The organism is Spirosoma arcticum (assembly GCF_054779955.1).
This window is the reverse complement of record NZ_BAAGXG010000005.1, coordinates 354,098-376,392: the sequence shown is the minus strand read 5'-3', so window position 1 is coordinate 376,392 and position 22,295 is coordinate 354,098. Positions and strand designations below refer to the sequence as shown.

The following is a 22,295-nucleotide window of genomic DNA, read 5'->3' as shown; positions in this document are numbered from 1 at the left end:
CAGGAGGAATCTCAAGTTTTCTTGATCGGAAAATATGAGATTCCTCCTGCGTCGGAATAATAAAAAATCTGCTCCAGATTACATCCGCATCTCGATACCCTTCTCCCTTAGATACCCTTTCAGCGCGGGAATTTCTATTTCTTTGAAGTGAAAAATGCTGGCAGCCAGCCCCGCGTCTGCCTGCCCGGTGGTAAACACGTCTACGAAGTGATCCATTGTTCCGGCCCCGCCCGAGGCAATGACCGGAATGTTGGCTGCACCGGAGATCTGGGCGGTCAGTTCCAGCGCAAATCCAGCTTTGGTGCCGTCGGTATCCATCGACGTTAACAAGATTTCGCCCGCGCCCCGCTCTTCAATTTCTTTCGCCCAGGCAATCGTGCGCAATTCGGTCGGTTTGCGTCCGCCGTACGTATGAACGATGTGTTGGTCGTCAACGTACCGCGTATCAATCGCTACAACCACGCACTGACTACCAAACTCCAGTGCCAGTTCGTTAATTAGATCAGGATTTCGCACCGCCGACGAGTTGATCGAAATTTTGTCAGCTCCAGCGTTGAGCAGGGCCGACACATCGGCCACCGAAGAGATGCCGCCCCCGACCGTGAACGGAATATTGATTGTATGCGCCACGTTTCTGACCAGATCAATCAGCGTTTTTCGTTCATCGACGGTGGCCGTGATGTCCAAAAAAACGAGTTCATCGGCCCCCTGTTCAGCGTAGATCGCGGCCAGCGAAACCGGGTCACCCGCATCGCGCAGATTCACGAAATTAGTGCCTTTCACGGTACGCCCATCTTTGATGTCGAGGCAGGGAATGATGCGTTTGGTGAGCATGATTTAGTAACGTTCGATCAGCTTGCGCTGCATGAAAATTTCGGGTTTGTCGAGGGCCGTAAACCCAAACTGTTCGTAGAGCGCATGAGCATCCTGGGTTGCCAGTACCCACCGACGCAGGCCCTGCAAGGTTGGCCAGTTCGAGATTTTTTCCATCAACAACTTCGATAACCCCTTGCCCCGGTGTTCGGGCAGGATAAATACGTCGGACAAATACGCAAACGTAGCCTGGTCAGTAATCACCCGCGCGAAACCAATCTGACGATCTTGCTGATAAACCCCGAAACACAGCGAGTTGGCAATCGACCGCACCACCACATCAAGTGGAACGTTCTGCGCCCAGTATGACTCCTGACTCAGAAACTGCTGAATCAACGGTAAGTCCAGGCGGCTTTTGTCGGTACTAATGGAATACTCACTATTCATTGCTGGCTGATTGCGTATAACTCTTTCAACGTCACGCGCCCTTCGTAAATCGCTTTGCCGATAATGACGCCGTAAATGTCCATGTCGGCGAGCATCTCGACGTCGCTCAGGTTGCTGACACCCCCGCTGGCAATAATGTTTAAATTGGGGAAGCGGTCCTGCAGGTTACGATATAGATCGAACGAGGGGCCCTGCAACAGACCGTCCTTCGCCACGTCGGTGCTAATTACGTAGCGAACGCCGGTATCGACCCACTTCTCCAGAAAGTCATAAATCCAGACGTCCGTGCCTTCTTCCCAGCCGCTGACCGCAATTTTCTCGTTTTTGGCATCGGCTCCCAGAATGATTTTCTCCGGTCCATGCTGCGAAAGCCAGCGTTCCAGCACGTTGGGCTGTTTAACGGCAATGCTGCCGCCTGTAACCTGTTTGGCTCCGCACTCAAGAACCATCCGCAAATCGTCGTCGGACTGAACGCCCCCACCAAAATCGACGTGCAGTCGGGTTTTCGACGCAATCAATTCGAGCACTTTCCAGTTAACGACGCGCTTTTCGCGGGCACCGTCAAGATCCACGAGGTGCAACCGCGTCAAGCCCGCATCTTCGAACTGCTGAGCCACCTCCAACGGACGGGCATTGTACTCGGTCTTCTGGCGGTAGTCGCCCTGGGTAAGCCGGACGGCCTTACCGTCGATGAGGTCAATGGCGGGAATAATGTGCATATAATGTCCGTATCCTGGACGGCCACGTCCGGGCGTAAAAAGTTACTGTGCACGTCCGGACGTGGCCGTCCAGGATACATCACAACGTCAAAAAGTTCTCCAGAATACGCTGGCCTGCGTCTCCGCTGATTTCAGCATGGAATTGAGCCGCGTAGAAATTGTCGCGGTGTAACATCGCGCTGAACGGCCGGACATAGTCGCAGGTAGCGGTGGTGTGTTCGCAGACATCGGCCGCGTAGCTGTGCACAAAATACACGTAGGCGTTTTCGGGTAAGCCGTCCGTCAGCGGGCCGCGCAGGGTATGGATACTGTTCCAGCCCGTGTGCGGCACCTTGAGCCGGGTCGTCCCCAACAGAGCATTAGCGGGAAACCGCCGAACGTCGATGTCGAAAATGCCCATACAGGTCGTATCGTTCTCTTCCGAGTAGCGGCACATAAGCTGCATTCCCACGCAGGTGCCCAGCACCGGCTGCTTCAATGATGGAATGAGTTTCTCAAGACCCCGTTGCCGCAGATAAGTCATAGCCGTACTGGCCTCGCCCACGCCGGGGAAAATGACCTTATCGGCCGAGCGGATTTCGGCTTCGTCGTCGGTGAGCAGGTAACTGGCTCCGAGCCGTTCCAGCGCATACATCACCGACTGCACGTTACCTGCGTTGTATTTGATAATAACGGTTTTCATGGGTAATGTAAAATGGATAATGTAAAATGCGCAATGCGAATCGGCGACTGACATTGTTCATTTTACATTGACAATTAGTCATTAAAAAGCCCGGCTCATGGGCAGAGCCGGGCTTTGTGTATAGCTGAGTGAATCAATCGAATACGAATCACAAAAACAAACGCACCCCGTTCTGCTGTGGCCGAACGTGATGGTGATGTATTGTATCTTTCGTGGTGGTCATGTGGCAAAGGTAAAAACGCGGTCGGGCAAATCAAAATGAACAGTTGGTTGATGCTATATTATGAATCTATAGGCCGAGTCCTAATTTTCTGAGCTGTAACCGTTGTAAAATAGCCGACAAGAGCCTGAAGTCGCTTTGAAAGCAGATCAACCAGAATCGACTTAATAACCGTCGTATCTTTAAAATGATAGCGCAGAAATAGTACGCTGATACCCCGAACATGATGAGCAAAAACCCATTCTCCAAAGTCTTTGTCTTCAGTCAGGATAATACGGGGTGGACTACGTGACAATTCGATAACCTGCTCGTCGCGTATACCTCCGTTAGACTCATTTATCGAATATACCTCAATGCCTAAATCGCGAATGGCATCAATCAGGCTGTGGTCAATGTTCTCGTCAGCTACAATCATGGTCGCGCTTTTTGACTATACATATGCACGATCTCTTAAGAAAAATACGAGTATCTATTCAGGCTACGTTCAGCGTAATGATTTCTTCATTAGCCATCATATCGGATGCATAATTCAGCGCAGCCAGCACATCCGCTTCCTGCAAATTTGGATACATTGTTAACAAATCGGCTATCGTAGCCCCTTCAGACAATTTACGAAGCAGTAGCTCAATTGTCAAACGAGTACCTTTAACTACTGGCTTGCCCAGCATAACTCGGTGGTCGGAAGTGATTCGCTCTTTATAATTCATAGTAGCAATATACGTATCAAAACAAACTTCCCTGCACCACCTTCGGTTGCAGCACGGGTTCGCGGAGGTTCAGGCCGCAGTGCTTATTGAGTTCGCGGGTCCAGTAAAGAATTAGTTCGGGCGCAGTGTCGTTGTCGCCCCCGCCATGCACGAACAGATATGCCGTTTGCAACCCCTTATCGAACCACGTTTTCAACCGCTGCACCCAGGCATCAACACGAGTATAATCGGTGGGATGCCCTTCGTTGGCGATGAACCGGAGCGTCAGAACGGGGCTGCTCAGACCCATGTGCAACACATCACGCCGACCGGCTACGTCCGTGATGACCGTGTGGCGACGCAGGCCGTAGAGTCGCTCCAAGGTTAGCATACCGGTGGCGGGTTTGAACCAGTCGGGGTGCCGAAACTCGACAGCTACGTCTAATTCGTCGGGCAGGCTTTTGAGGTAAGCTTCCAGCACCGGCCATTTATCCGGTCCGAACGAGGGGGGCAGTTGCAAAAACGTCATACCTAAATATTCTTCTAATCCCAGCACGGCATTTACGAATTCTTCCGTCAGCCCTTCGGTGGCGATCAATTGCCGTTCGTGACTGATGATCTGCGGAAATTTGGGACAGTACGTGAAGCCGACTGTGGCCTCGGCCCGCCACTTGTCAATTATGCCCCCTGTTGGAATCTGATAGTGTGTCAGGTTGAGTTCAATGGTGTTGAATTGCCGGGTGTAGTAGTGCAGAAAGTCGCGTTCCTTCGCGTTGGTCGGATATACTTTACCGACGTAATCTTTATTCGCCCACACGGGTCCGCCTATGAACACCTGCGGCCGGGACGTGGGCTCAACGGCGGCCCAGATAGTAGCGTTGAAGGGTGCGCCGGGCGGCAGCGCGAAATTGACCGCGTCGAGGTTATGCGTTTTCCCGAAATCCATGAGCGTACTGATGAAGTAGCATACCAAGTAAAATTACGGCTTATTTGTTTGAAAACACACCTTATGGCCGTACTTAACACCTACGCAATTACCGGCTTCACGATCTTTCCTGCTACATCGGTAAGGCGGAACGGGCGGCCCTGAAACTGGTACGTTAGTTTGGCGTGGTCGAAGCCCAGCAGGTGCAGAATCGTGGCTTGCAGGTCGTGAACGTGTACTTTGTCTTTAACTCCGTAGTAGCCGATGTCGTCGGTTTCGCCGTAGGAAAATCCCCTCTTGACGCCCCCGCCCGCCATCCAGACTGTGAACGCGTCGAGGTGATGATCGCGGCCCATAAACGGCAGCACCTGCCCGTCGCGGTTTTCCTGCATGGGCGTACGGCCGAACTCCCCACCCCACACCACCAGCGTATCGTCTAACAAGCCGCGCTGTTTCAGGTCGGTCAACAGAGCCGCCACGGCCTGATCGGACTCTTTGCATTTATCCTTCAGCCCGAAATCAATGGAACCGTCTTTGCTGGTGCCGTGCGTGTCCCAGCCCCAGTCGAAGAGTTGCACAAACCGCACCCCGCGCTCCACCAACCGGCGTGACAGCAGGCAGTTCCGGGCAAACGAGCCTTTGTTAGGGTCAACGCCGTAGCTGTCCAGAATGTACTGCGGCTCACTTTTGATGTCCATTGCGTCCGGCACCGACATCTGCATCTTGAATGCCAGCTCATACTGCGCGATCCGGGTCAGAATTTCGGGGTCTTTTACGTCGTCATACTGCTGCTGATTGATCTGGTTGATGGCGTCGATGGTGCCTTTGCGAACATCGCGCGACATGCCGTCTGGGTCCGAGGCATACAGCACCGGGTCGCCGTCCGTGCGGCACTGCACTCCCTGATACACCGACGGCAGGAAACCGCTGCCCCACACCGACTTGCCCGCGTCGGGCGATTTGCCCCCGGATGCCAGCACGATGTAACCCGGCAAATTGTCGTTTTCCGAACCCAGCCCATACGTCACCCACGACCCCATACTTGGCCGACCGAGCCGGGCGCTGCCCGTGTGCATAAGTAGCTGCGCGGGAGCGTGGTTGAACTGGTCGGTATGCATCGCCTTCAGAAACGTAATGTCATCGACGACGCCCTGTAGATGCGGCATGTAATCGGATACCCACGCGCCCGACTGCCCCCGTTGAGCAAACTTACCCTGCGGCCCCAGCATCTTCGGAACGCCCCGGATAAAGGCGAACTTCTTGCCTTCGAGCAGTTCCTGCGGGCAGTCTTTGCCGTTGTATTTTACCAATTCGGGCTTGTAGTCGAATAACTCCAACTGGCTCGGCGACCCGGCCATGTGGATGTAAATTACTCGTTTCGCTTTGGGCAAATACTGCGACGGGTGCGGAGCCGTGCCCGGCCCATCGGTCGACAGTTCGGACCCGACGGCGTTGGTCTGAGCATCGTCTTTGCCGAAAAAACCGCAGCTACCCAGCACTGAGCTGAGCGCCATCGCGCCTAAGCCCGTTGAGCAGGTGTGCAGAAAATGCCGCCGGGTTTCGCGTTGGGCGGCTGCGTGTTGGAACTCGTTGAGGAGTTTGTTCATGGTTACTCTTTCGTTATCACCTCATCTAAATTCAGCATCGTGTTGGCCGTCACCGTCAGGGCCGCCTGCTGCGGTGTGCCATCGGCCCGCGCTACTAATTTTTTAGCTTCATCGGGTTTCTGTCGGTAATACTGCTCGGTGGTGCGGTAAAGCCGGGTTAGTACGGCCAGCTTTTTAGGCGGCAGGTCGCGGAGCATCACCCGCCGGAAACCGGCCTGAATCTGACTCTCGGGTGAGCGGCCGTGCTGTTGCATGTACTGGGCCAGCGTTTGAGCCGCTTCGATATAAACCGGGTCATTAAGCGTTACCAGGGCCTGCAAGGGTGTGTTAGTCCTAATCCGGCGCGACTGGCAGAACTCCCGACTGGGGCTGTCGAACGTGACCATCGACGGGTACGGGGCCGTGCGTTTCCAATACGTGTACAAGGCCCGCCGGTGCAGGTCGTCGCCCGTGCTCTGCTTCCATGATTCACCATCGTAGGGCGACTGCCAGATGCCGTCGGGCTGCGTCGGCATCACACTCGGACCATACATTTTGCGGCTCAACAACCCGCTGACTGCCAGTGCTTGATCGCGTACCTGCTCGGCCGACAACCGGATGCGCGGTCCCCGCGCCAGCAGTTTGTTGAACGGGTCTTTGGCCAGCAACTCGGGCGACGCGCTGGATTGTTGCCGGTAGGTGGCCGACATAACCAGTCGCTTCAACAGCTTTTTGACGCTCCAGCGGTCGGTTTCCATGAACCCGATGGCGAGGTAATCCAGCAATTCGCGGTGCGTGGGCGGAATGCCCTGCGTACCCATATCCTCAACCGTTTCCACAATACCTGCTCCAAACAACTGTTCCCAGAAACGGTTTACGGCCACTCGGGCAGTTAGCGGGTTGTCCCGGTCGACCATCCAGCGGGCCAGCCCCAGCCGGTTCTTTGGCAACGCCGGGTTCATGGCCGGAAAAACTTTGGGTACGTCGGGCGTTACTTTCTTGCCTTTCACGAGCCAGTTGCCCCGGTCGAACACGTGCGTTTCGCGGACCAGATCGCCTGATCCATCGAGCATGATCGGCAGTGACTCGGCATCAGCGTTGAGCACGTCGATCAGCAATTTATCCTGCGGACCAACGGCGTTGGCGGGTTGACCGGGCAGCATCGGCTGGAATGACACCCATTTAATCAGTACCCATTCTTTCGGTGCTTTGGGGCTGTTCAGCGATAAATACAGATTGTGTCGCCCCTGCACACGCGGCAACGGAATCATCTGAATCGTGTCGTTCCACTGACTACCGGTCTTCGGGACGGGCATCGTTGCCAGAATTGGTCCATCGGCCCGGTCCTGACGGATCGTAACCGTGGCGTCGGGTGCCTTGGTTCCCCAGGCAATCAGGAGCCGGGGTCGGTTGGTTAGGGTCACATTTTTGACGCGGGCCAGTCCCTTATCCTGAAAACCGAAATACTTGGCATCGAGCAGTGACGCATTGACTAACTGGTCAAAGTCGTGCGAATTGATTTTCGGCTCAACAGTCCGTACAAAATGCGTGAAGTGGTTTGTTTCAGCCAGAGCCTGCTTTGGACTGGTCACTGCCGATGCGATGTACTGCTTCAACTGAACGATTTTCAGTGAATCGGTGGGATTATAAAAGCGAAGCGTCGGTGTGTCGCTCGTGACATCCTCATCGCGGCTGTTGTTGAAAAAGGCCGCGTACTTGTAAAATTCGTCGTGCACAAACGGGTCATAGGGGTGGCTGTGGCACTGGACGCAGGCGAAGGTCGTGCCCTGCCAAACGTCCCAAGTTGTACCCACCCGGTCGAGCAGGGCTGCCACGCGGAATTCTTCGTCCTGCGTACCGCCCTCATCGTTGGTCATGGTGTTGCGGTGGAACGCCGTGGCTATCAATTGGTCATCCGTTGCCTTTGGCAATAAATCGCCCGCTAACTGGTCAACGGTAAATTGATCGAAGGGTTTGTCGTTGTTGAAGGCGTTGATGAGCCAGTCGCGATACCGCCATATTTTGCGGCCGGGATCGCGTTCGTAGCCCTTCGTGTCGGCGTAGCGGGCGAGGTCGAGCCACCAGCCGGTCCAGCGTTCACCATACGCCGGTGATTTGAGCAACCGGTCAACCACTTTTTCGTAGGCATCAGCCGACTTGTCATTGACAAAACTGGCTACTTCCCGTTCCGTTGGTGGCAAACCCGTCAAATCGAGCGATACCCGGCGAATGAGCGTGGCGCGGTCGGCTTCGGGCGACGGTTTCAGTCCATCGGTCTTTAATTTGTCGAGGATAAACGGATCAATCTCATTTTTTACCCAGCTTGCTTCAGTGTTGTCGCCAAATCCCAACCGACTCCAGAACGTGCCGACCCTGGGTACATCGGGCTTTTCAACGGGTTGATACGCCCAGTGATCGCCCCATTCGGCTCCCTGATCAATCCACTTGCGCAGGGTCTCAATCTCGTCGGGTTTTAGAGGGGCGTGATCGAGCGGCATCCGTTCGTCAGGATCGGTGAGGGTCAGCCGCCGGATCATCTCGCTGCCGTCGGCATCGCCGGGAATAATGGCCGGTTTGCCCGATTTGGCGGGGGCGAGGGCTTCGTGTTTAAACAACAGCGAAAAGCCCGACGCTTTCTTGACGCCCCCGTGACAGGCAATGCAGTTTTTGTTGAGCAGCGGTTTGATTTGGGTGTTATAATCCACCCGACTCTCAAAAACACCAAGGAATGACGTGAGAGTCAACCCCACAGCGATGATAACAGCGCTGAAAATGATCCACTGAGTTTTCATAAACGGGTACAAATGGACTGAGTATCCTAACTAAAAGCAGGAAAGCGGCTTTTTGTACTAAGGAAATCACGGGTGGGTGCAAATTTAACCAAGATAAGCGCTAATGCGTTCAGTGGTAAGGTGTTTGGGTGGTTGAGTGTGTACGTGTATAGGTGTATGCGGACGCACTCATATACTTACACACTCAAATACTCAATCGCCTTATTGCCCCCGCACATCCGTCCGGGCGGTATCGTCTTCGCCATTATCGACGCCATTGCCCGGAACAGAATCCGGATCGGGTTGGCTGGCGCTTACTACCTGAGCCGTACAAACACCCGGCCCCGGTGCGGTGACCTGGGCGCGGAAACGAATTGAAAAGCTGCTGTTGGCTGACAAACTGCTGACCCCCCCAATTAGATTACCGTTACTGGGGGCAAAGTCGTCGCCTGACACAAACATCTGTCCGGGTGGTAAGATTGCCGATACACTCAGGCCCGTAGCCGTTTGTCCGCCCCGGTTCGCGAGTGTCAGCGTGTACGTAATGATGTCGCTCAGCTGAGGCACGCGGTTGCTGACCGACAAGCTCAGACTAATATCCGCTTTGGCGGGGTCGGGCGTGGGCTGATTGCTGGCAGCGGGGGGCAACGGTACCTGATCGGGATTGGGGGATGCAAACACGGCTCCACTGGCCTGGCGAGTCCGAAAGTCTACCAAAATGGCATCGTCCTGCCCGTCGCCAGTACCCGAATTAGGTTGACTGTCGGGGTCGGTCAGCGACGACGAGATGATTTCAGCCGCGTTGCGGTACGTACCGGCTGCGGTGGGTTGCGCCACAAAATAAAGCGTAGTGACTGCTCCAGGATTCAGACTGCTGATCGTGCCCGTTAATACGTTGCCACTGAGGGCTAAGCCTGATGCCGAAACAACGGCCAGATTGTCGGGCAGGCGGTTTCGTACCGAAATACTGGTTGCCGCACGAGTGCCGCTGTTACGCACCACGAGCGTTATTGTAATGGGATCATTCACGTTGGGTGTTCGCTGACTGGCCGTCATCATCAGGCTCAAATCGGTGCCGGACGGCTCCACGCTGGGGGGGGTATTGGTGATGCGGAACAAATTTGAGGGCACCGCTGCCAGACCCGGTGAGATCGATACCACCCGAACCTGAAACCGGCCGCTCTGGTATGCATTAGGCAGTGTCACCCGCACCGGACTCGCCGGACCACTGCCCAGAACGGCTTTGTAGTGCCCCAGCGAATCGAGCAACTGCACCTGCCACTGATTGTCCCCGGCAAATGTGCCAAGTGTTGCAAACGATACGTCGATAGTAGCGCCGGGCAGAACGTAGTTGGCCAGTGTTCCGGTGGCGGCAAACTGGGTTGGCGTGACCGGCTGGGCGTTTTGAAAAAAGGCGTTGTTTAGACTGTTGTTCCAGTTGCGGGCAAAACGAGACAGGCCCATGTTGACTGGAATAGCATTCGGAGCTAAATAGTAGCGCGGGTGAGACGATGGGCGTTGTGCGTTGCGAAAATGCACGTCGGAGACTCCGGCGTTGCGGTTAATAAGCGTATCGTTGAAGGGTCCCTGAAACACGTTTAGCCCCGGCGTGTCGATGACCTGCTGCTGGATGTTGATGATCTCCGGCTGGGTGCTACTTCCGTCGAACGACGCCCGAGCCACCATCCACGGCAGGTTGCGCCCACCGAAATCCTGACGCGATTTCTGGATGAGTGCCGTTAGCCGACTGCGGTAGCTGGGGATGCTGCCCGAACTCGCATCGCCAAATTCAGCTTCGCCCTGATGCCACAGCACCGCCCGGACGCCCGCCATCGATGCGTAATAGGTCAAAATATTTTTGAGATTGGTGTAGGGCTGCAGGTTCGGCCAGTTCTCAACGCAGTAGTAGCGGTTGCAGGTGGGAATGCCATTGGCCGAGTTTATCCAGTTCTCAACCGTAGACGCGTCCCAGCCAGCGACGTAAAATGCCACCGGCACGTTGTACCGATTGACCACGTAATCGCCCAACTCGCCCCAGCCCCACGAGCTTTCGGCCATCGGAAAAATACGCCGACCCGCTGTCAGCGGCTGATACACCGGCACCGGCGAGGGGTCGCCGGACGACACGAGCGCCTGTGCCCCCGGCGGGTAGGAGTGGTTGATGGAGTCGATGGCGTTAACGCGGTCGGTGGCGGTGCCGAGGTCGTTGTCGCCGGAGCCAAGCCCCCGCGAGTTCGACTGTCCGGCCGTGATGAATACCTCGCCAATACCCACCGGCTGCACCGATGCCCGGCTGGTTTCGGCGTTGTTGACGATGGTTCGCACCGTGAGCACATACCAGCCGCCCGCACCCGTCACGAATCCGAGAAAAAGCCCATTTGCTGGATTGGTCTGCACCGTTTGCCAGTCGGTGGCGGTGCCCTGACCGGGCGAAACCGGCGTCAGTTGCGCTTCAACGCGATCCACGGTGCCCGTGAATCGTCCTGATACGTAAAGCCGCCCGTTACCATCATTTGCGCGTTGCACCACAAGCCTCGGCATCGGGTGCGAAATCTGGAGTTGAGCGAGGGCAAACGCGGGCCAGCTAATAAGGAGCAGAACGGCCCACTTCGGAGAAAATGACATGAATGGCAGGAATAATCTACCACGAAAGTAAGTAGAAAGCCGGGTTATAAACCAGAAAAGCGGATGTTGTCATCCGCCTTTGCCATGCTTTTGAGGGACTAACTGACATCCGAGGGTGACAGAATGGGAGCTGTGCTGGCTCGAAAGTTCAGCACAGCTTCTTCCATCAAGAATCCCCTCAGGCTTAAGTCTGTATCAAGGGCGGGCCAGTGAACACCGTTGGCAGAAACAACATAATTGGTTAGCTGCTCATCTGTTGCATTACGCATAAACGAATAATCTGAAAGGCGTCGGCTGATAATCCGCCGGTTGGTGAGAATGAGCAGCAGTAAATCAAGATCACGAAAAAAAACGAACCGGTTAATCCGCAGACGCTCAGCGGCTATCAGACGATCAAACTCATCGCCCCCGCTGTTGACCGGTTCGTCGGTATTTGATCGTAGTAAATCAGTCAGTCGGCTACTGACCGAAGGTGGTACGCCAGGCAGTGATGAAGGTCCCATAATGTTCGGTAATCAACTGGACAATATCGCGTAATTCGCTTCTCTTGAAACCCCGGCTGTACGTCATGTCAATCTCCGGGACGAGCACGAATCGAGCTTCGCTATCGGCTTTGACAACATGGATATGAATCGGCTCGTGCTCATTGAGGTAGAAAAAGAAACGGTATCCCCGGACAAGCAGGACAGTAGGCATAGCCAAAGTTACACCTTCCTCTTCAAATACTCAGCCGTGTAGTTGCCGTCGGTTAGTTTTGCCATGTCTTCCGGTGTGCCGTTAAAGGTGACATAACCGCCCGTTTCGCCACCCTCGGGACCGAGGTCAATGATGTGATCGGCGTTTTTAATGACTTCCATATTGTGCTCGATGATGATGACCGAGTCGCCCTGATCGACCAGTGCGTTGATGGCCGATAGCAATTTGCGGATGTCGTGGAAGTGCAGCCCCGTGGTTGGTTCATCGAAAATAAACAGCGTGCTGCCCTTGTTCGGGTTGCCTTTGCCCAAAAACGACGCCAGCTTTACGCGCTGAGCCTCCCCACCCGACAATGTATTGGCCGACTGCCCCAAACCAATATAACCTAAGCCCACGTCCTGCAACGGTTGCAGTTTATCGGCCATTTTTGGGTCAGATTTGCGGAAAAAGTCGATGGCTTCGTCAACGGTCAGGTCCAGAATGTCCGACACGTTCTTGTCGTGCAGGGTCACCTCCAGCACCTCCTGCTTGAAGCGTTTGCCGCCACAGCCCTCGCATTTGAGGTAAATGTCGGCCATGAACTGCATCTCAATCTTTACCTCGCCTTCCCCCTGACACACTTCACAGCGGCCTCCGTCCACGTTGAACGAGAAATGGCTGGGTTTATAGCCCCGCGACTTCGACAAGGGCTGGTCGGCCATCACCTGCCGGAGGTAATCGTACGCTTTGATGTAGGTGACGGGGTTGGAGCGGCTCGACTTGCCGATGGGGTTCTGGTCGATCATCTCGACCGCTAAAATTCGATCCAGCGACCCGGTCAGCGAATCGTACTTGCCCGATTCTTCGGCCGCATCGCCCTTTTGGCGAGCCAGCGCCGGGTACAGCACCTTGCGAATAAGCGTACTCTTGCCCGACCCCGATACGCCCGTTACGACGGTGAGCGTATTGAGTGGAAACCGTACGTCCACACTTTTAAGGTTGTTCTCCCGCGCTCCTTTCAGATCAACAAAATTAGTTGCCTTCCGCCGGAACGTCGGCACCGGCACCGTTTCGCGCCCGGTCAGGAAGTCGAGGGTGTGGGATTTTAACGCAGAATGATTTTGCAGTAAGTTTTCATTATTTACTACATCCCCCCAAGTTCCCTGGAATACCAGATGCCCGCCCAGCGTACCGGCGTCAGGGCCGATGTCGATGAGTTGGTCGGCGGCCCGCATGACCTCTTCCTCATGCTCCACCACGATGACGGTGTTGCCCATGTCGCGCAGCGCTTTAAGCACACTGACTAATCGCTTCGTGTCGCGCGGGTGCAGACCAATGCTCGGTTCGTCCAGAATGTACATCGAACCCACCAGCGCCGAACCAAGCGACGTAGCTAATTTAATGCGCTGATACTCACCACCCGACAGGGAGTTGGTCAGGCGGTTGAGGGTTAAATATCCTAATCCCACGCGCTCCATGTAATCGAGCCGGTTGCGAATTTCGACCAAAATCCGGTTCGCTATCTGATGCTGGTGAGCAGGCAGTTCTATCTCGCGGAAAAACGTCGTCACTTGGGTTAGCGGCATCAGCACAAGGTCGGTAATGCTCTTGCCACCCACCTTCACGTAAGCCGCATCTTTACGAAGCCGTGATCCCCGGCATTCAGGGCAGGTCGTTTTGCCCCGGTAGCGTGACAGCATCACGCGGTATTGAACTTTGAATGTCTGACTCTCAACGTAGGCAAAAAACGCGTTCAGGCCGTCGAAGTAGTTGTTACCCGTCCACAGAAGTTCCTGCTCAGCGAAGGTCAGTTCCTTGTAGGGCCGGTGAATAGGGAAGTCGAAGCGGATGCCGTTTTTAAGTAAGGGTTTTAAAAACTCCTGATTCATTTTTTCACTCCGCCACGGCATGATCGCCCCCTCGAATACCGACAGGTTTTTGTCGGGAATAACCAGGTCCGGGTCGATGCCGAGTACTTTGCCAAAACCGTCGCACCGGCGGCAGGCACCGTACGGGTTATTGAACGTGAACAGGTTCACGCTTGGCTCCTCGAACACGATGCCATCCAACTCGAACTTATCGGAGAAAACGCGGGACTCGATGCCAACGATGTCTACCCGGCAGATGCAGTCACCTTCGTTGAAGGCCGTTTGCACCGAGTCCGAAAAACGGTACTGCGTATCTTCATCGGGCTGGCCATTATCATCTAAAATCACCGTGCCGCGATCAACCAATAACTCCAGCGTTTTATCGTGAGCGAGGGCGTTGGTCAACTCCGGGTCCTGTTCCAGCAGGTCCTCAATTTGCAACACTTGTCCATCGGCTACCACGCGCGTGTAGCCTTTCTGAAGCAGCACTTTCAGTTCGTAGTCGAGCGTCCTGCCAGGGTGAATGAGCAGGGGCGTCATAATCATAACCCGCTGACCGGCTGGGTACGAGAAAATAAAGTTGACGACGTCTGTAACCGTATCCCGGCGCACCTCCTGACCCGATACAGGCGAATATGTAATACCAACCCGGCCAAACAGCAGCTTCAGGTAATCGTAAATTTCGGTCGATGTGCCAACGGTGGAGCGCGGATTACGGGTCGACACTTTTTGCTCGATGGCAATAGCGGGCGAAACGCCTTTGATGTACTCAACATCGGGCTTTTCCATCCGGCCCAGAAACTGCCGGGCGTAGCTGCTCAGGCTCTCAACGTACATCCGCTGCCCTTCGGCAAACAGCGTGTCGAACGCCAGCGACGACTTGCCCGACCCCGACAAGCCCGTCAATACTACTAATTTGTTGCGCGGTATGGCAACGTCAATGCCTTTCAGGTTATGTACTTTCGCTCCTTTGATAATAATAAACTGCTTGGGGTCGAGGTGGTCAACGGAACGTAATGGTCCGACACTCGGCGGTTCGGAGATCTGGCGTTCGGTTTCCGTAGGTGAAGTCATGCGGTGTCAGTAGGATAAACTCTATCTTAATTTTAACGGTTTCCTCTTCGGTTAGGTTCTTTAACAATGTATGATGTAGGATATATGGTGTATGTCAAACAGTGCAGCATACACCATATATCCTATATCATACATCCAAACATGGATTTCGCACAGGAAGATATTATCCGGCTTACGGCCGCTCTGCTCATTGGTGGGCTGATTGGCGCGGAACGCGAATACCACGGGAAAGCCGCTGGTTTTCGCACGATGATTATGATCTGCGTGGGATCGGCGCTGTTCACGATGGTGTCCGGGCGGATTGGCGGTTCGGGCGACCGGATTGCGGCCAATATTGTCAATGGCATCGGCTTTCTGGGCGCGGGTATCATTTTTCGGGAGGATAACCGCGTGAAGGGCCTGACCACGGCTGCCACCGTCTGGGCCGTGTCGGCGCTGGGCATGTGTCTGGGAAGCGGGTTGTACGACATTGCCATTATGGGCTTCGTGTTCATCGCCGGGTCGCTCCTGTTGCTAACGGGCTTGTCCAAACGGATTAGCCGGGCCAACCAAACCCGTGATTATAAAATTGTGACGCCGTTCCGAAACAAGACGTTGAATCAATACGAGAAATTTTTTGCCGAATGCGGTCTGTCGCCAACGCGGAGCCGACAGCAGCGCATTGGCACCGAGATAATTGGTCAATGGCGCGTGGACGGTTCCGAAAAGAATCACGAAAAATGCATCAAACGCCTGCTCAATGACCCGGAAGTAAAAGAATTTACGTTCTGATTTCGTTTACTTAGACGTTGGCACCATACGATAACGACTGGCTGTTTTTTTCTGACTTTTTGGGAATTGTTTCAGTAGTAATCAATTGAACGCCAGCTTTTCATCCCTACAATAGATCATGAATCATATTCAGAAGTTAGTTGTGTTCGCAGCGCTGTTCAGCAGCAGCATGGCCTTTGGCCAACTTACCGAAGACCCGGACGACCGCCGGGGACAGGGGCAGGACCCTCTACGCACACAAACGCCCGAAGGCCGTCCGTTGCCGTTTGGCCAGCGGCTGCGCTTTGGGGGCGGCATCAACGGGTTCCGATTTGGCAATCCGTTTAGTTTGGGGGCGTCTCCCGTGGTTGCGTATCAGGCAACGGAGCGGTTGCTCCTGGGCGTGGGTGGAACGTATAATTACACGCGCTATAAACTGCCCGTTTATTCGCCAACCACGCTAAATCAGTTTGGCGGACGCGGCTTTGTTATGTTTGAAGCGATCCCGTCGCTGGTGCCGAACCTGTACTTACACGGCGAAGTAGAAAGCACAACGATCAGAATTAGGAGTGATCAGAACAATCAGTCCAATAGTTACGGCTTAACGGCCCCCCTGATTGGGTTGACCTACTCGCAGCCGATCTCCCGCCGGTTTGGGGTAAACCTGACGGCCTTGTATAACCTGAATGATAACGCGCTGGCCCGTGACATTTACGGAAGTCCGTTTATTTTGCGGTTGTCATTCTTTTGAGTTGTGCAGTTCGGCCAAAAAAAGGCGATTCCATCTATTGGAATCGCCTTTTTTTGGCTGTCAGAATTTTACATTATGGCAATTTTTGCCAGATCAGATCGGCTATGCGTTTCATGCCCGCGTCGTTGGGGTGGGCGGCAACGCTGGCACTGGTATATTGGCCAATGGCAAAATATTGATCCTGACCAACCATATTGCTAAGGTCAGCCAGCGGGATGCCTTTCTCGCTGGTCACCCGCCGGATTATGGCATCGGCCTGTGGCCGTTTCCACACGCTTGTTGTACAAACAATCCTGACGGGCTGACCGCTGTAGGTGGCAAGCCGTTCCAGCAAGCGCCGAAACTGGGCTTCAAAACCAATCGGACTGAACACGTTGCCCTCATCAACGTTTTCGCCAAGTCGGACAACAATCAAGTCAGGCTTAAATTGTTGCAGGGGCTCTTTGAACTCGTCAAAGCTGTACTCCTGCTGACTGAAATGGCGCTCAAAATTGCCTCCCGACACTAAACGGAACGCCACCTCCGGGCACTGCTGCGCTAAGTGGGCAGTCAATACGTGAACAAAATCTTTATCGGGTGCCGAAGCGGCCATGCCGTTGGTGTTGAACCAGCCCTGAGCAGGCAGCGGGCCATGGTTCATGATGCTGTTGCCAATAACCAGCATCCGTTGGTAAAACGGCCTGAAAGTAGCCTGGGCCGGATTTGAGGTCAGGTCGTTGATGCGGGTGCGGCTCAGGATGGGTTCGGTGCCCACAACGGCCACCTTGTTGCCGGGCAGCCAGGTTTTTCCGTTATCGTAGGAGTATTCGATAACCGCCCCCGTAGGCAGGGTTGAAACGGACAGGTTTATCTTAGTACCGAATGCCACGGTTCCCGTTTGCGGACTGAAGGTAGGAATGGGTAGCCCCTGCGGAGCAGCGGGTGGGGCTTTAGGTACGCGTACGCCTGTGCTGGGCATACAACCGGGTATATCGCAGCCGGAGTCGGCGATCTGCCGGGCCGCTGCGTTCTTTTCAACGGTTGCAAACTGAGCGCAGCCCCATTGGAAAAAGCATAGACAAATCAGACAGGTAATGGTGCGACGCATTGGCAGGTAGCTAACTTTGTGTTGCTGTAACGCATAAATTGCCAGAGCAGGAATCATGAGCAGCCATACCGTATCGCTAAAATCGTACGCTGTTTTCAAATGGCCATCCCAAAACCAAATGTTGCCAGGACTGGCGAGAAAGTCAACTGCTGGAGTCATACGTGGGCGTATAGAGTCTCGGTAGATTTATTAGTCGAAACAAGTATTTTTGCGTTAAATACCCGACAAAAATACTATGCTATTCAGTTCGGCACTCTTTTTATTCCTTTACCTGCCGTTATTTCTGCTCATCTATTATGTATGTCCTAAACGATGGCATAACGCATTCCTGTTTGCTGCCAGTTTGGTTTTTTACGCCTGGGGCGAGGGTCCGGTGGTGTTGGTACTACTGGCGTCGGCGCTGATCAACTACCTCGCTGGGCAACTCATTGAGCGGGGGCGTCGCCGGGTGGGTCTTTGGCTCTCGTTGACTGGTAGTTTATCACTGCTTTTTTATTACAAATACACCAACTTTTTGTTCGACTCGGTTCGTGAGCTTGCCGGGAGTTTTGCCCTGCCCGTTTCCGACAGCTTCACGATAGCGAACATTGCGCTGCCCATCGGCATCAGCTTCTACACGTTTCAGGGCATCTCTTACACGCTCGACATCTACTGGGGACGAATTCGGGCCAACCGCAACTTTGTGGACTACGGCACCTACGTGGCCATGTTTCCACATCAGATTGCCGGTCCCATTGTGCGCTACGCCGACATCGCTCCCGAACTGGCCGACCGGACAACGACATTAGCCAAGTTTGGCCTTGGGGCCGAGCGGTTCATTATTGGTTTAGCCAAAAAGATCCTGCTCGCCAACACGTTCGCCGAACTGGCCGACACGGTTTTTAACGCCCCCCCCGACAGTTACCCGACGGCCACGGCCTGGCTCGGAATCGTGGCCTATACGCTCCAGATTTATTTCGACTTCTCCGGCTATTCCGACATGGCCATCGGTCTGGGTAAAATGGTTGGGTTCGATTTTAAAGAAAACTTTAATTACCCATACGTAGCCCGTTCGATTCAGGATTTCTGGCGACGCTGGCATATTTCGCTGTCGAGCTGGTTTCGCGACTACCTGTACATTCCGCTGGGGGGCAATCGGGGCAGCCTGGCGCGTACGTACCGTAACCTGCTGGTCGTTTTTTTTGTGACCGGATTGTGGCATGGGGCGAGCTGGAGTTTTATTGTCTGGGGCCTGTATCATGGCGTTTTTCTGCTCATCGAACGGGCCGGGGCCGGTAAATGGTTGGACCGCGTCTGGCGCCCCATCGCCCATCTTTATACGCTGTTGGTGGTCATGGTGGGCTGGGTCTTCTTTCGGACCGAAACGCTGACGTCTGGGGTTGCCTTCTTGCAAAAACTGGTCGGTTTAGCGCCCCCAACGGTGACTAACGTGGCATTTCCGCCCTCACTTCTGTTGAACGCCGAGGTAATAACAGCGTTGCTGCTGGGCATTCTATTGGCTACTCCCGTTTACCATTGGCTTCAGCGGGGGTGGCAACGACTGCAAACGCGGGTGCTGTATGCCTCCGGGCGGATGATGCTCGACTCGCTCTATGCCGTTGGTTTATTTGGGTTGTTTATCATGGCAGTCATGTATTTAGCCGCCGATACCTATAACCCATTTATTTACTTCCGCTTTTAATAACGCCAACTATGTCATTACCAACGGGGTTCGATAATCAACTTCCTCCTGCTGCCGATGCCCCGCCCCGCAGTGATCAGGAACTGTTTCCGAAGCGGTTCCGGTTTATCTGCACTGCAATCGGATTTGTTGGACTACTGTGGCTGCCCATGCTCGATCAGTGGCTTGATTTGTCGGCCAGCTTCAAAAGCACTGAAAAGCGTATCCTGACGCCACTGCCAACATTCCACTTTCCCCACGTTCGGACGTTCGTCAGCCAGTTTAACCTGTACTACAAAGAGAATTTCGGCTGGCGGAATGCGCTGTTTTATCAATATAGCCAGTGGAAGTTTAAAGGACTGGGGGTGTCTCCCCTACCCGATAAAGTGGTGATTGGCAAAAACGGCTGGTTTTTTCCAGGTAACAGCCATAACATGGTTGTGGACCAATACCGGGGCTTACGAACGCTTTCGCCAACAACGCTGGAGTCAATTGGCAAGCGGCTGACCTATTATGAGCAGGCGTTGGCGAAGCAGGGCACCCGGCTTTACGTGCTGATAGCCCCCGACTCCTACACCATTTACCCGGAAAACGTACCCGACTACCTGAAAACGCGGAAAGCACCGTCTAATTTTGATCTCTTAAAAAGCCACTTAGCGCAGCACACGAGCATTCAATTGATCGATTTGCGGTATAAACTGCGGGCGGCTAAAGCCATTAACGTATCCTACTGCCAGACCGACACGCACTGGAACGATTTCGGCTCACTGATTGCGTCGATGGGGCTGGCGGAGCGCGTCCGGCAGGATTTCCCCCAAGTGCCAGACCCGCGCTTAGCCAACTACAGCATCCGGCCTAAACGGGGATCACCCGGCGATTTGGTGTTTCTGCTTGCGCTGAACCAGGAAATTGTGGATTCGACTAATTACCAGATCGAACCGGCGGCTCACCTGCGCATTAAGGCACTGGAAAGCATACCGAATCCAATAACGCACTTGCCAACCCAGCGGTTTGTGACGGCCAATAAAACGGCTCCGAAACTGTTCCTGATCGGCGATTCATTCACCTACAGCATGAATCAGTTCGTGCCGAGTTATTTTCGCGAAACGTTCGTTACACGTGACCCCCAGCTCGATCTGAGGCAGGTGCGGACGGAACGCCCCGACGTCGTTGTGATTGAGATTGTAGAGCGGAATATCGACCTGCTGAAGGATCTGTAAATGAGCGTGCCACCCTACGGCAGCGGCCGGGGACGGTCGGCCGCTGCCGTAGGGTGGCACCGCGAAACCGTCTGCTTCGCCACCTCTGCCAACTCCTTTCCCAGAATTAGATCGGCTGCTTTCTCCGCAATCATGTACACCGGTGCGTTGGTGTTGCCCGAAACAATTGTGGGCATCACCGACGCATCGACTACGCGCAGCCCCTCAATTCCCCTAACCCGCAAGTCCCCGTCGACAACGGCCATTTCATCGGTATCGGTACCCATTTTGCAGGTGCCAACCGGGTGGTAAACTGTTTCGAGCTGCTGTAGAATGTGCTGCCAGATACCGTCGTCGGATGTGTGGCTGGCAGGCGTTATGATTCGCTGGCGATACGGTCCGAACGCATCGGCCTGCATCACATCCAGCGCCTGCCGAATGCCCCGCATGAGCACCTGCCGGTCGTCTTCATGCGTGAGGTAATTGGGTTGAATCAGGGGCGCGTCGAGGGGATTAGCCGACCGCAGGCCCACGTGCCCGACGCTTTTAGGCTTGAGTAGTGTCGGCAGAATCGTATACCCGTCGGTGGTGGGCCAGGTAGTCAGGTCATACATGTCCGTTTTGTAGTCTTCGCCCATGTGAATAGGCGCGAAGTGAAACTGCATGTCGATTCGCTCCATCGACGGGTCTGTTTTCAGGAACGCCACGGCTTCGAGCGGGCTGGTGGTCATAGGTCCCTTCTTCGACAGAAAGTACTGCCCCAGCGCCTTGATCTGATTTAGCGGCTTCAGGTGAAAATTGGACGAAATGCCCCGCTGCGAACATAACGTGCTGACAGCCGTGAATAAATGATCCTGCAGGTTTTGCCCCACGCCTGCCAGCTCCTTTTTGACGGCAACCCCCGCCGACCGCATCGCATCGGCCGGTCCAATACCCGATAGCATCAGCAACTGGGGTGACTGATACGCGCCCGCCGACAAAATCACCTCTTTTGTCGCCGTTGCCGTTTGTGTCTGGTTTTTACCCGTTACGAATTCAACGCCCGTGGCCCGGTCATTTTTCAACAGCACCTGCTTCGTCATGGCACGGGTGATAACCGTCAGATTGGGGCGGTTGAGAGCGGGTTTCAAAAATGCCGTAGCCGCGCTATGGCGTTTCCCGCCTTTGATCGTGAACTGAAAAAGCCCCGTTCCTTCCTGTTCTGCCCCGTTATAGTCGTGATTCGGGCGAATACCGGTTTGCTGACACGACTCGATGAAAGCGCTGGCTAAAGGCGTACGAAATCGCGTTGCAAATGTGACGTTTAGCGGGCCGTTCTGTCCGTGGTAGCGGGCATCGAGCTGGTCGATCTGCTCATTATGTTCCGACCGAATGAAATACGGGAGCACGTCGTCGTAGCCCCAACCCCGGTTGCCAAGTGCGGCCCAATCATCATAATCATGCCGACTACCACGTACGTAGGCCATGGCGTTGGTTGAACTACAGCCGCCGAGGGTTTTACCACGCGGCTGGTACATTCGGCGGCCATTGAGGGCCGTTTGTGGCTCCGTCCAGAAACCCCAGTCTACGACCGTACCATTTAGTTTTGAGTAAGCGGCCGGAATATGCAGCTCCATCTTCGTGTCTGGACCGCCTGCTTCCAGCAGAAGTACGGACACGGTTGGGTCGGCCGAAAGCCGATTCGCCAGTACACAGCCTGCCGATCCGGCACCTACGATGATATAATCGAATTTCATGCTGGGATTGAGTTAGTTTGC

19 protein-coding genes are annotated in these 22,295 nt (G+C 54.5%); 4 read left to right on the top strand and 15 right to left on the bottom strand.

Annotated features, from left to right (window positions below; all coding sequences use genetic code 11):
* Positions 1 to 78 precede the first annotated feature (78 nt).
* From hisF to uvrA, 13 genes are all read right to left on the bottom strand, one after another.
* On the bottom strand, positions 79 to 834 hold the full coding sequence (gene hisF / locus ACYVHB_RS13800) for an imidazole glycerol phosphate synthase subunit HisF (RefSeq protein WP_461052328.1): 756 nt from the start codon (positions 832 to 834) through the stop codon (positions 79 to 81).
* 3 nt (positions 835 to 837) lie between these two features.
* Positions 838 to 1,260 carry a GNAT family N-acetyltransferase gene (locus ACYVHB_RS13795; protein ID WP_461052327.1) on the bottom strand — a complete coding sequence of 141 codons (423 nt, stop codon included), beginning with the start codon at positions 1,258 to 1,260 and terminating at the stop codon, positions 838 to 840.
* Positions 1,257 to 1,979 (bottom strand): 1-(5-phosphoribosyl)-5-[(5-phosphoribosylamino)methylideneamino]imidazole-4-carboxamide isomerase, encoded by a 723-nt coding sequence (gene hisA, locus ACYVHB_RS13790; RefSeq protein ID WP_461052326.1) that lies wholly within the window; start codon positions 1,977 to 1,979, stop codon positions 1,257 to 1,259. Before hisA ends, ACYVHB_RS13795 begins: the two co-directional genes overlap by 4 nt.
* 79 nt (positions 1,980 to 2,058) lie before the next feature.
* Entirely contained in the window at positions 2,059 to 2,661 is a 603-nt protein-coding gene (gene hisH, locus ACYVHB_RS13785; RefSeq protein WP_461052325.1) for an imidazole glycerol phosphate synthase subunit HisH, read from the bottom strand.
* Between the two features lie 281 nt (positions 2,662 to 2,942).
* Positions 2,943 to 3,296 carry a DUF5615 family PIN-like protein gene (locus ACYVHB_RS13780; RefSeq protein WP_461052324.1) on the bottom strand — a complete coding sequence of 118 codons (354 nt, stop codon included), beginning with the start codon at positions 3,294 to 3,296 and terminating at the stop codon, positions 2,943 to 2,945.
* Between the two features lie 58 nt (positions 3,297 to 3,354).
* Complete coding sequence (locus tag ACYVHB_RS13775) at positions 3,355 to 3,588, bottom strand: DUF433 domain-containing protein (protein ID WP_461052323.1); 234 nt, start codon at positions 3,586 to 3,588, stop codon at positions 3,355 to 3,357.
* 16 nt (positions 3,589 to 3,604) lie between these two features.
* Positions 3,605 to 4,513, bottom strand: a complete 909-nt coding sequence (locus ACYVHB_RS13770) for a DUF72 domain-containing protein (RefSeq protein WP_461052322.1) — start codon at positions 4,511 to 4,513, stop codon at positions 3,605 to 3,607.
* 80 nt (positions 4,514 to 4,593) lie between these two features.
* Positions 4,594 to 6,099 carry a DUF1501 domain-containing protein gene (locus ACYVHB_RS13765; protein WP_461052321.1) on the bottom strand — a complete coding sequence of 502 codons (1,506 nt, stop codon included), beginning with the start codon at positions 6,097 to 6,099 and terminating at the stop codon, positions 4,594 to 4,596.
* Positions 6,100 to 6,101: 2 nt separating this feature from the next.
* A complete protein-coding gene (locus ACYVHB_RS13760) occupies positions 6,102 to 8,870 on the bottom strand; it encodes a DUF1553 domain-containing protein (protein WP_461052320.1) in 2,769 nt (922 codons plus the stop codon).
* Between the two features lie 201 nt (positions 8,871 to 9,071).
* Complete coding sequence (locus ACYVHB_RS13755; RefSeq protein ID WP_461052319.1) at positions 9,072 to 11,474, bottom strand: sialate O-acetylesterase; 2,403 nt, start codon at positions 11,472 to 11,474, stop codon at positions 9,072 to 9,074.
* Between the two features lie 98 nt (positions 11,475 to 11,572).
* A complete protein-coding gene (locus tag ACYVHB_RS13750) occupies positions 11,573 to 11,977 on the bottom strand; it encodes a DUF2442 domain-containing protein (protein WP_461052318.1) in 405 nt (134 codons plus the stop codon).
* Positions 11,934 to 12,170: a DUF4160 domain-containing protein gene (locus ACYVHB_RS13745; RefSeq protein WP_461052317.1), complete on the bottom strand. Its 237-nt coding sequence runs from the start codon at positions 12,168 to 12,170 to the stop codon at positions 11,934 to 11,936. The genes ACYVHB_RS13750 and ACYVHB_RS13745 overlap by 44 nt, the downstream gene beginning before the upstream one ends.
* A gap of 8 nt (positions 12,171 to 12,178) precedes the next feature.
* Positions 12,179 to 15,091, bottom strand: a complete 2,913-nt coding sequence (gene uvrA, locus ACYVHB_RS13740; protein WP_461052316.1) for an excinuclease ABC subunit UvrA — start codon at positions 15,089 to 15,091, stop codon at positions 12,179 to 12,181.
* Between the two features lie 141 nt (positions 15,092 to 15,232).
* Between uvrA and ACYVHB_RS13735 the strand changes: the two genes are divergently transcribed.
* Together ACYVHB_RS13735 and ACYVHB_RS13730 are read left to right on the top strand one after the other, a co-directional pair.
* Positions 15,233 to 15,862, top strand: a complete 630-nt coding sequence (locus ACYVHB_RS13735) for an MgtC/SapB family protein (protein WP_461052315.1) — start codon at positions 15,233 to 15,235, stop codon at positions 15,860 to 15,862.
* 118 nt (positions 15,863 to 15,980) lie between these two features.
* Positions 15,981 to 16,592: a hypothetical protein gene (locus ACYVHB_RS13730; protein ID WP_461052314.1), complete on the top strand. Its 612-nt coding sequence runs from the start codon at positions 15,981 to 15,983 to the stop codon at positions 16,590 to 16,592.
* A gap of 73 nt (positions 16,593 to 16,665) precedes the next feature.
* Here the strand turns inward: ACYVHB_RS13730 and ACYVHB_RS13725 are convergent, their stop codons facing one another.
* A complete protein-coding gene (locus ACYVHB_RS13725; RefSeq protein ID WP_461052313.1) occupies positions 16,666 to 17,838 on the bottom strand; it encodes an SGNH/GDSL hydrolase family protein in 1,173 nt (390 codons plus the stop codon).
* Between the two features lie 76 nt (positions 17,839 to 17,914).
* On the opposite strand from ACYVHB_RS13725, the gene ACYVHB_RS13720 reads away from it, so the two are divergent.
* Positions 17,915 to 19,360 carry an MBOAT family O-acyltransferase gene (locus ACYVHB_RS13720; RefSeq protein ID WP_461052312.1) on the top strand — a complete coding sequence of 482 codons (1,446 nt, stop codon included), beginning with the start codon at positions 17,915 to 17,917 and terminating at the stop codon, positions 19,358 to 19,360.
* Positions 19,361 to 19,371: 11 nt separating this feature from the next.
* Positions 19,372 to 20,559, top strand: coding sequence for an alginate O-acetyltransferase AlgX-related protein (locus tag ACYVHB_RS13715; RefSeq protein ID WP_461052311.1), 1,188 nt, complete (start codon positions 19,372 to 19,374; stop codon positions 20,557 to 20,559).
* A gap of 14 nt (positions 20,560 to 20,573) precedes the next feature.
* Here the strand turns inward: ACYVHB_RS13715 and ACYVHB_RS13710 are convergent, their stop codons facing one another.
* Complete coding sequence (locus ACYVHB_RS13710; RefSeq protein WP_461052310.1) at positions 20,574 to 22,274, bottom strand: GMC family oxidoreductase; 1,701 nt, start codon at positions 22,272 to 22,274, stop codon at positions 20,574 to 20,576.
* Positions 22,275 to 22,295 lie beyond the last annotated feature (21 nt).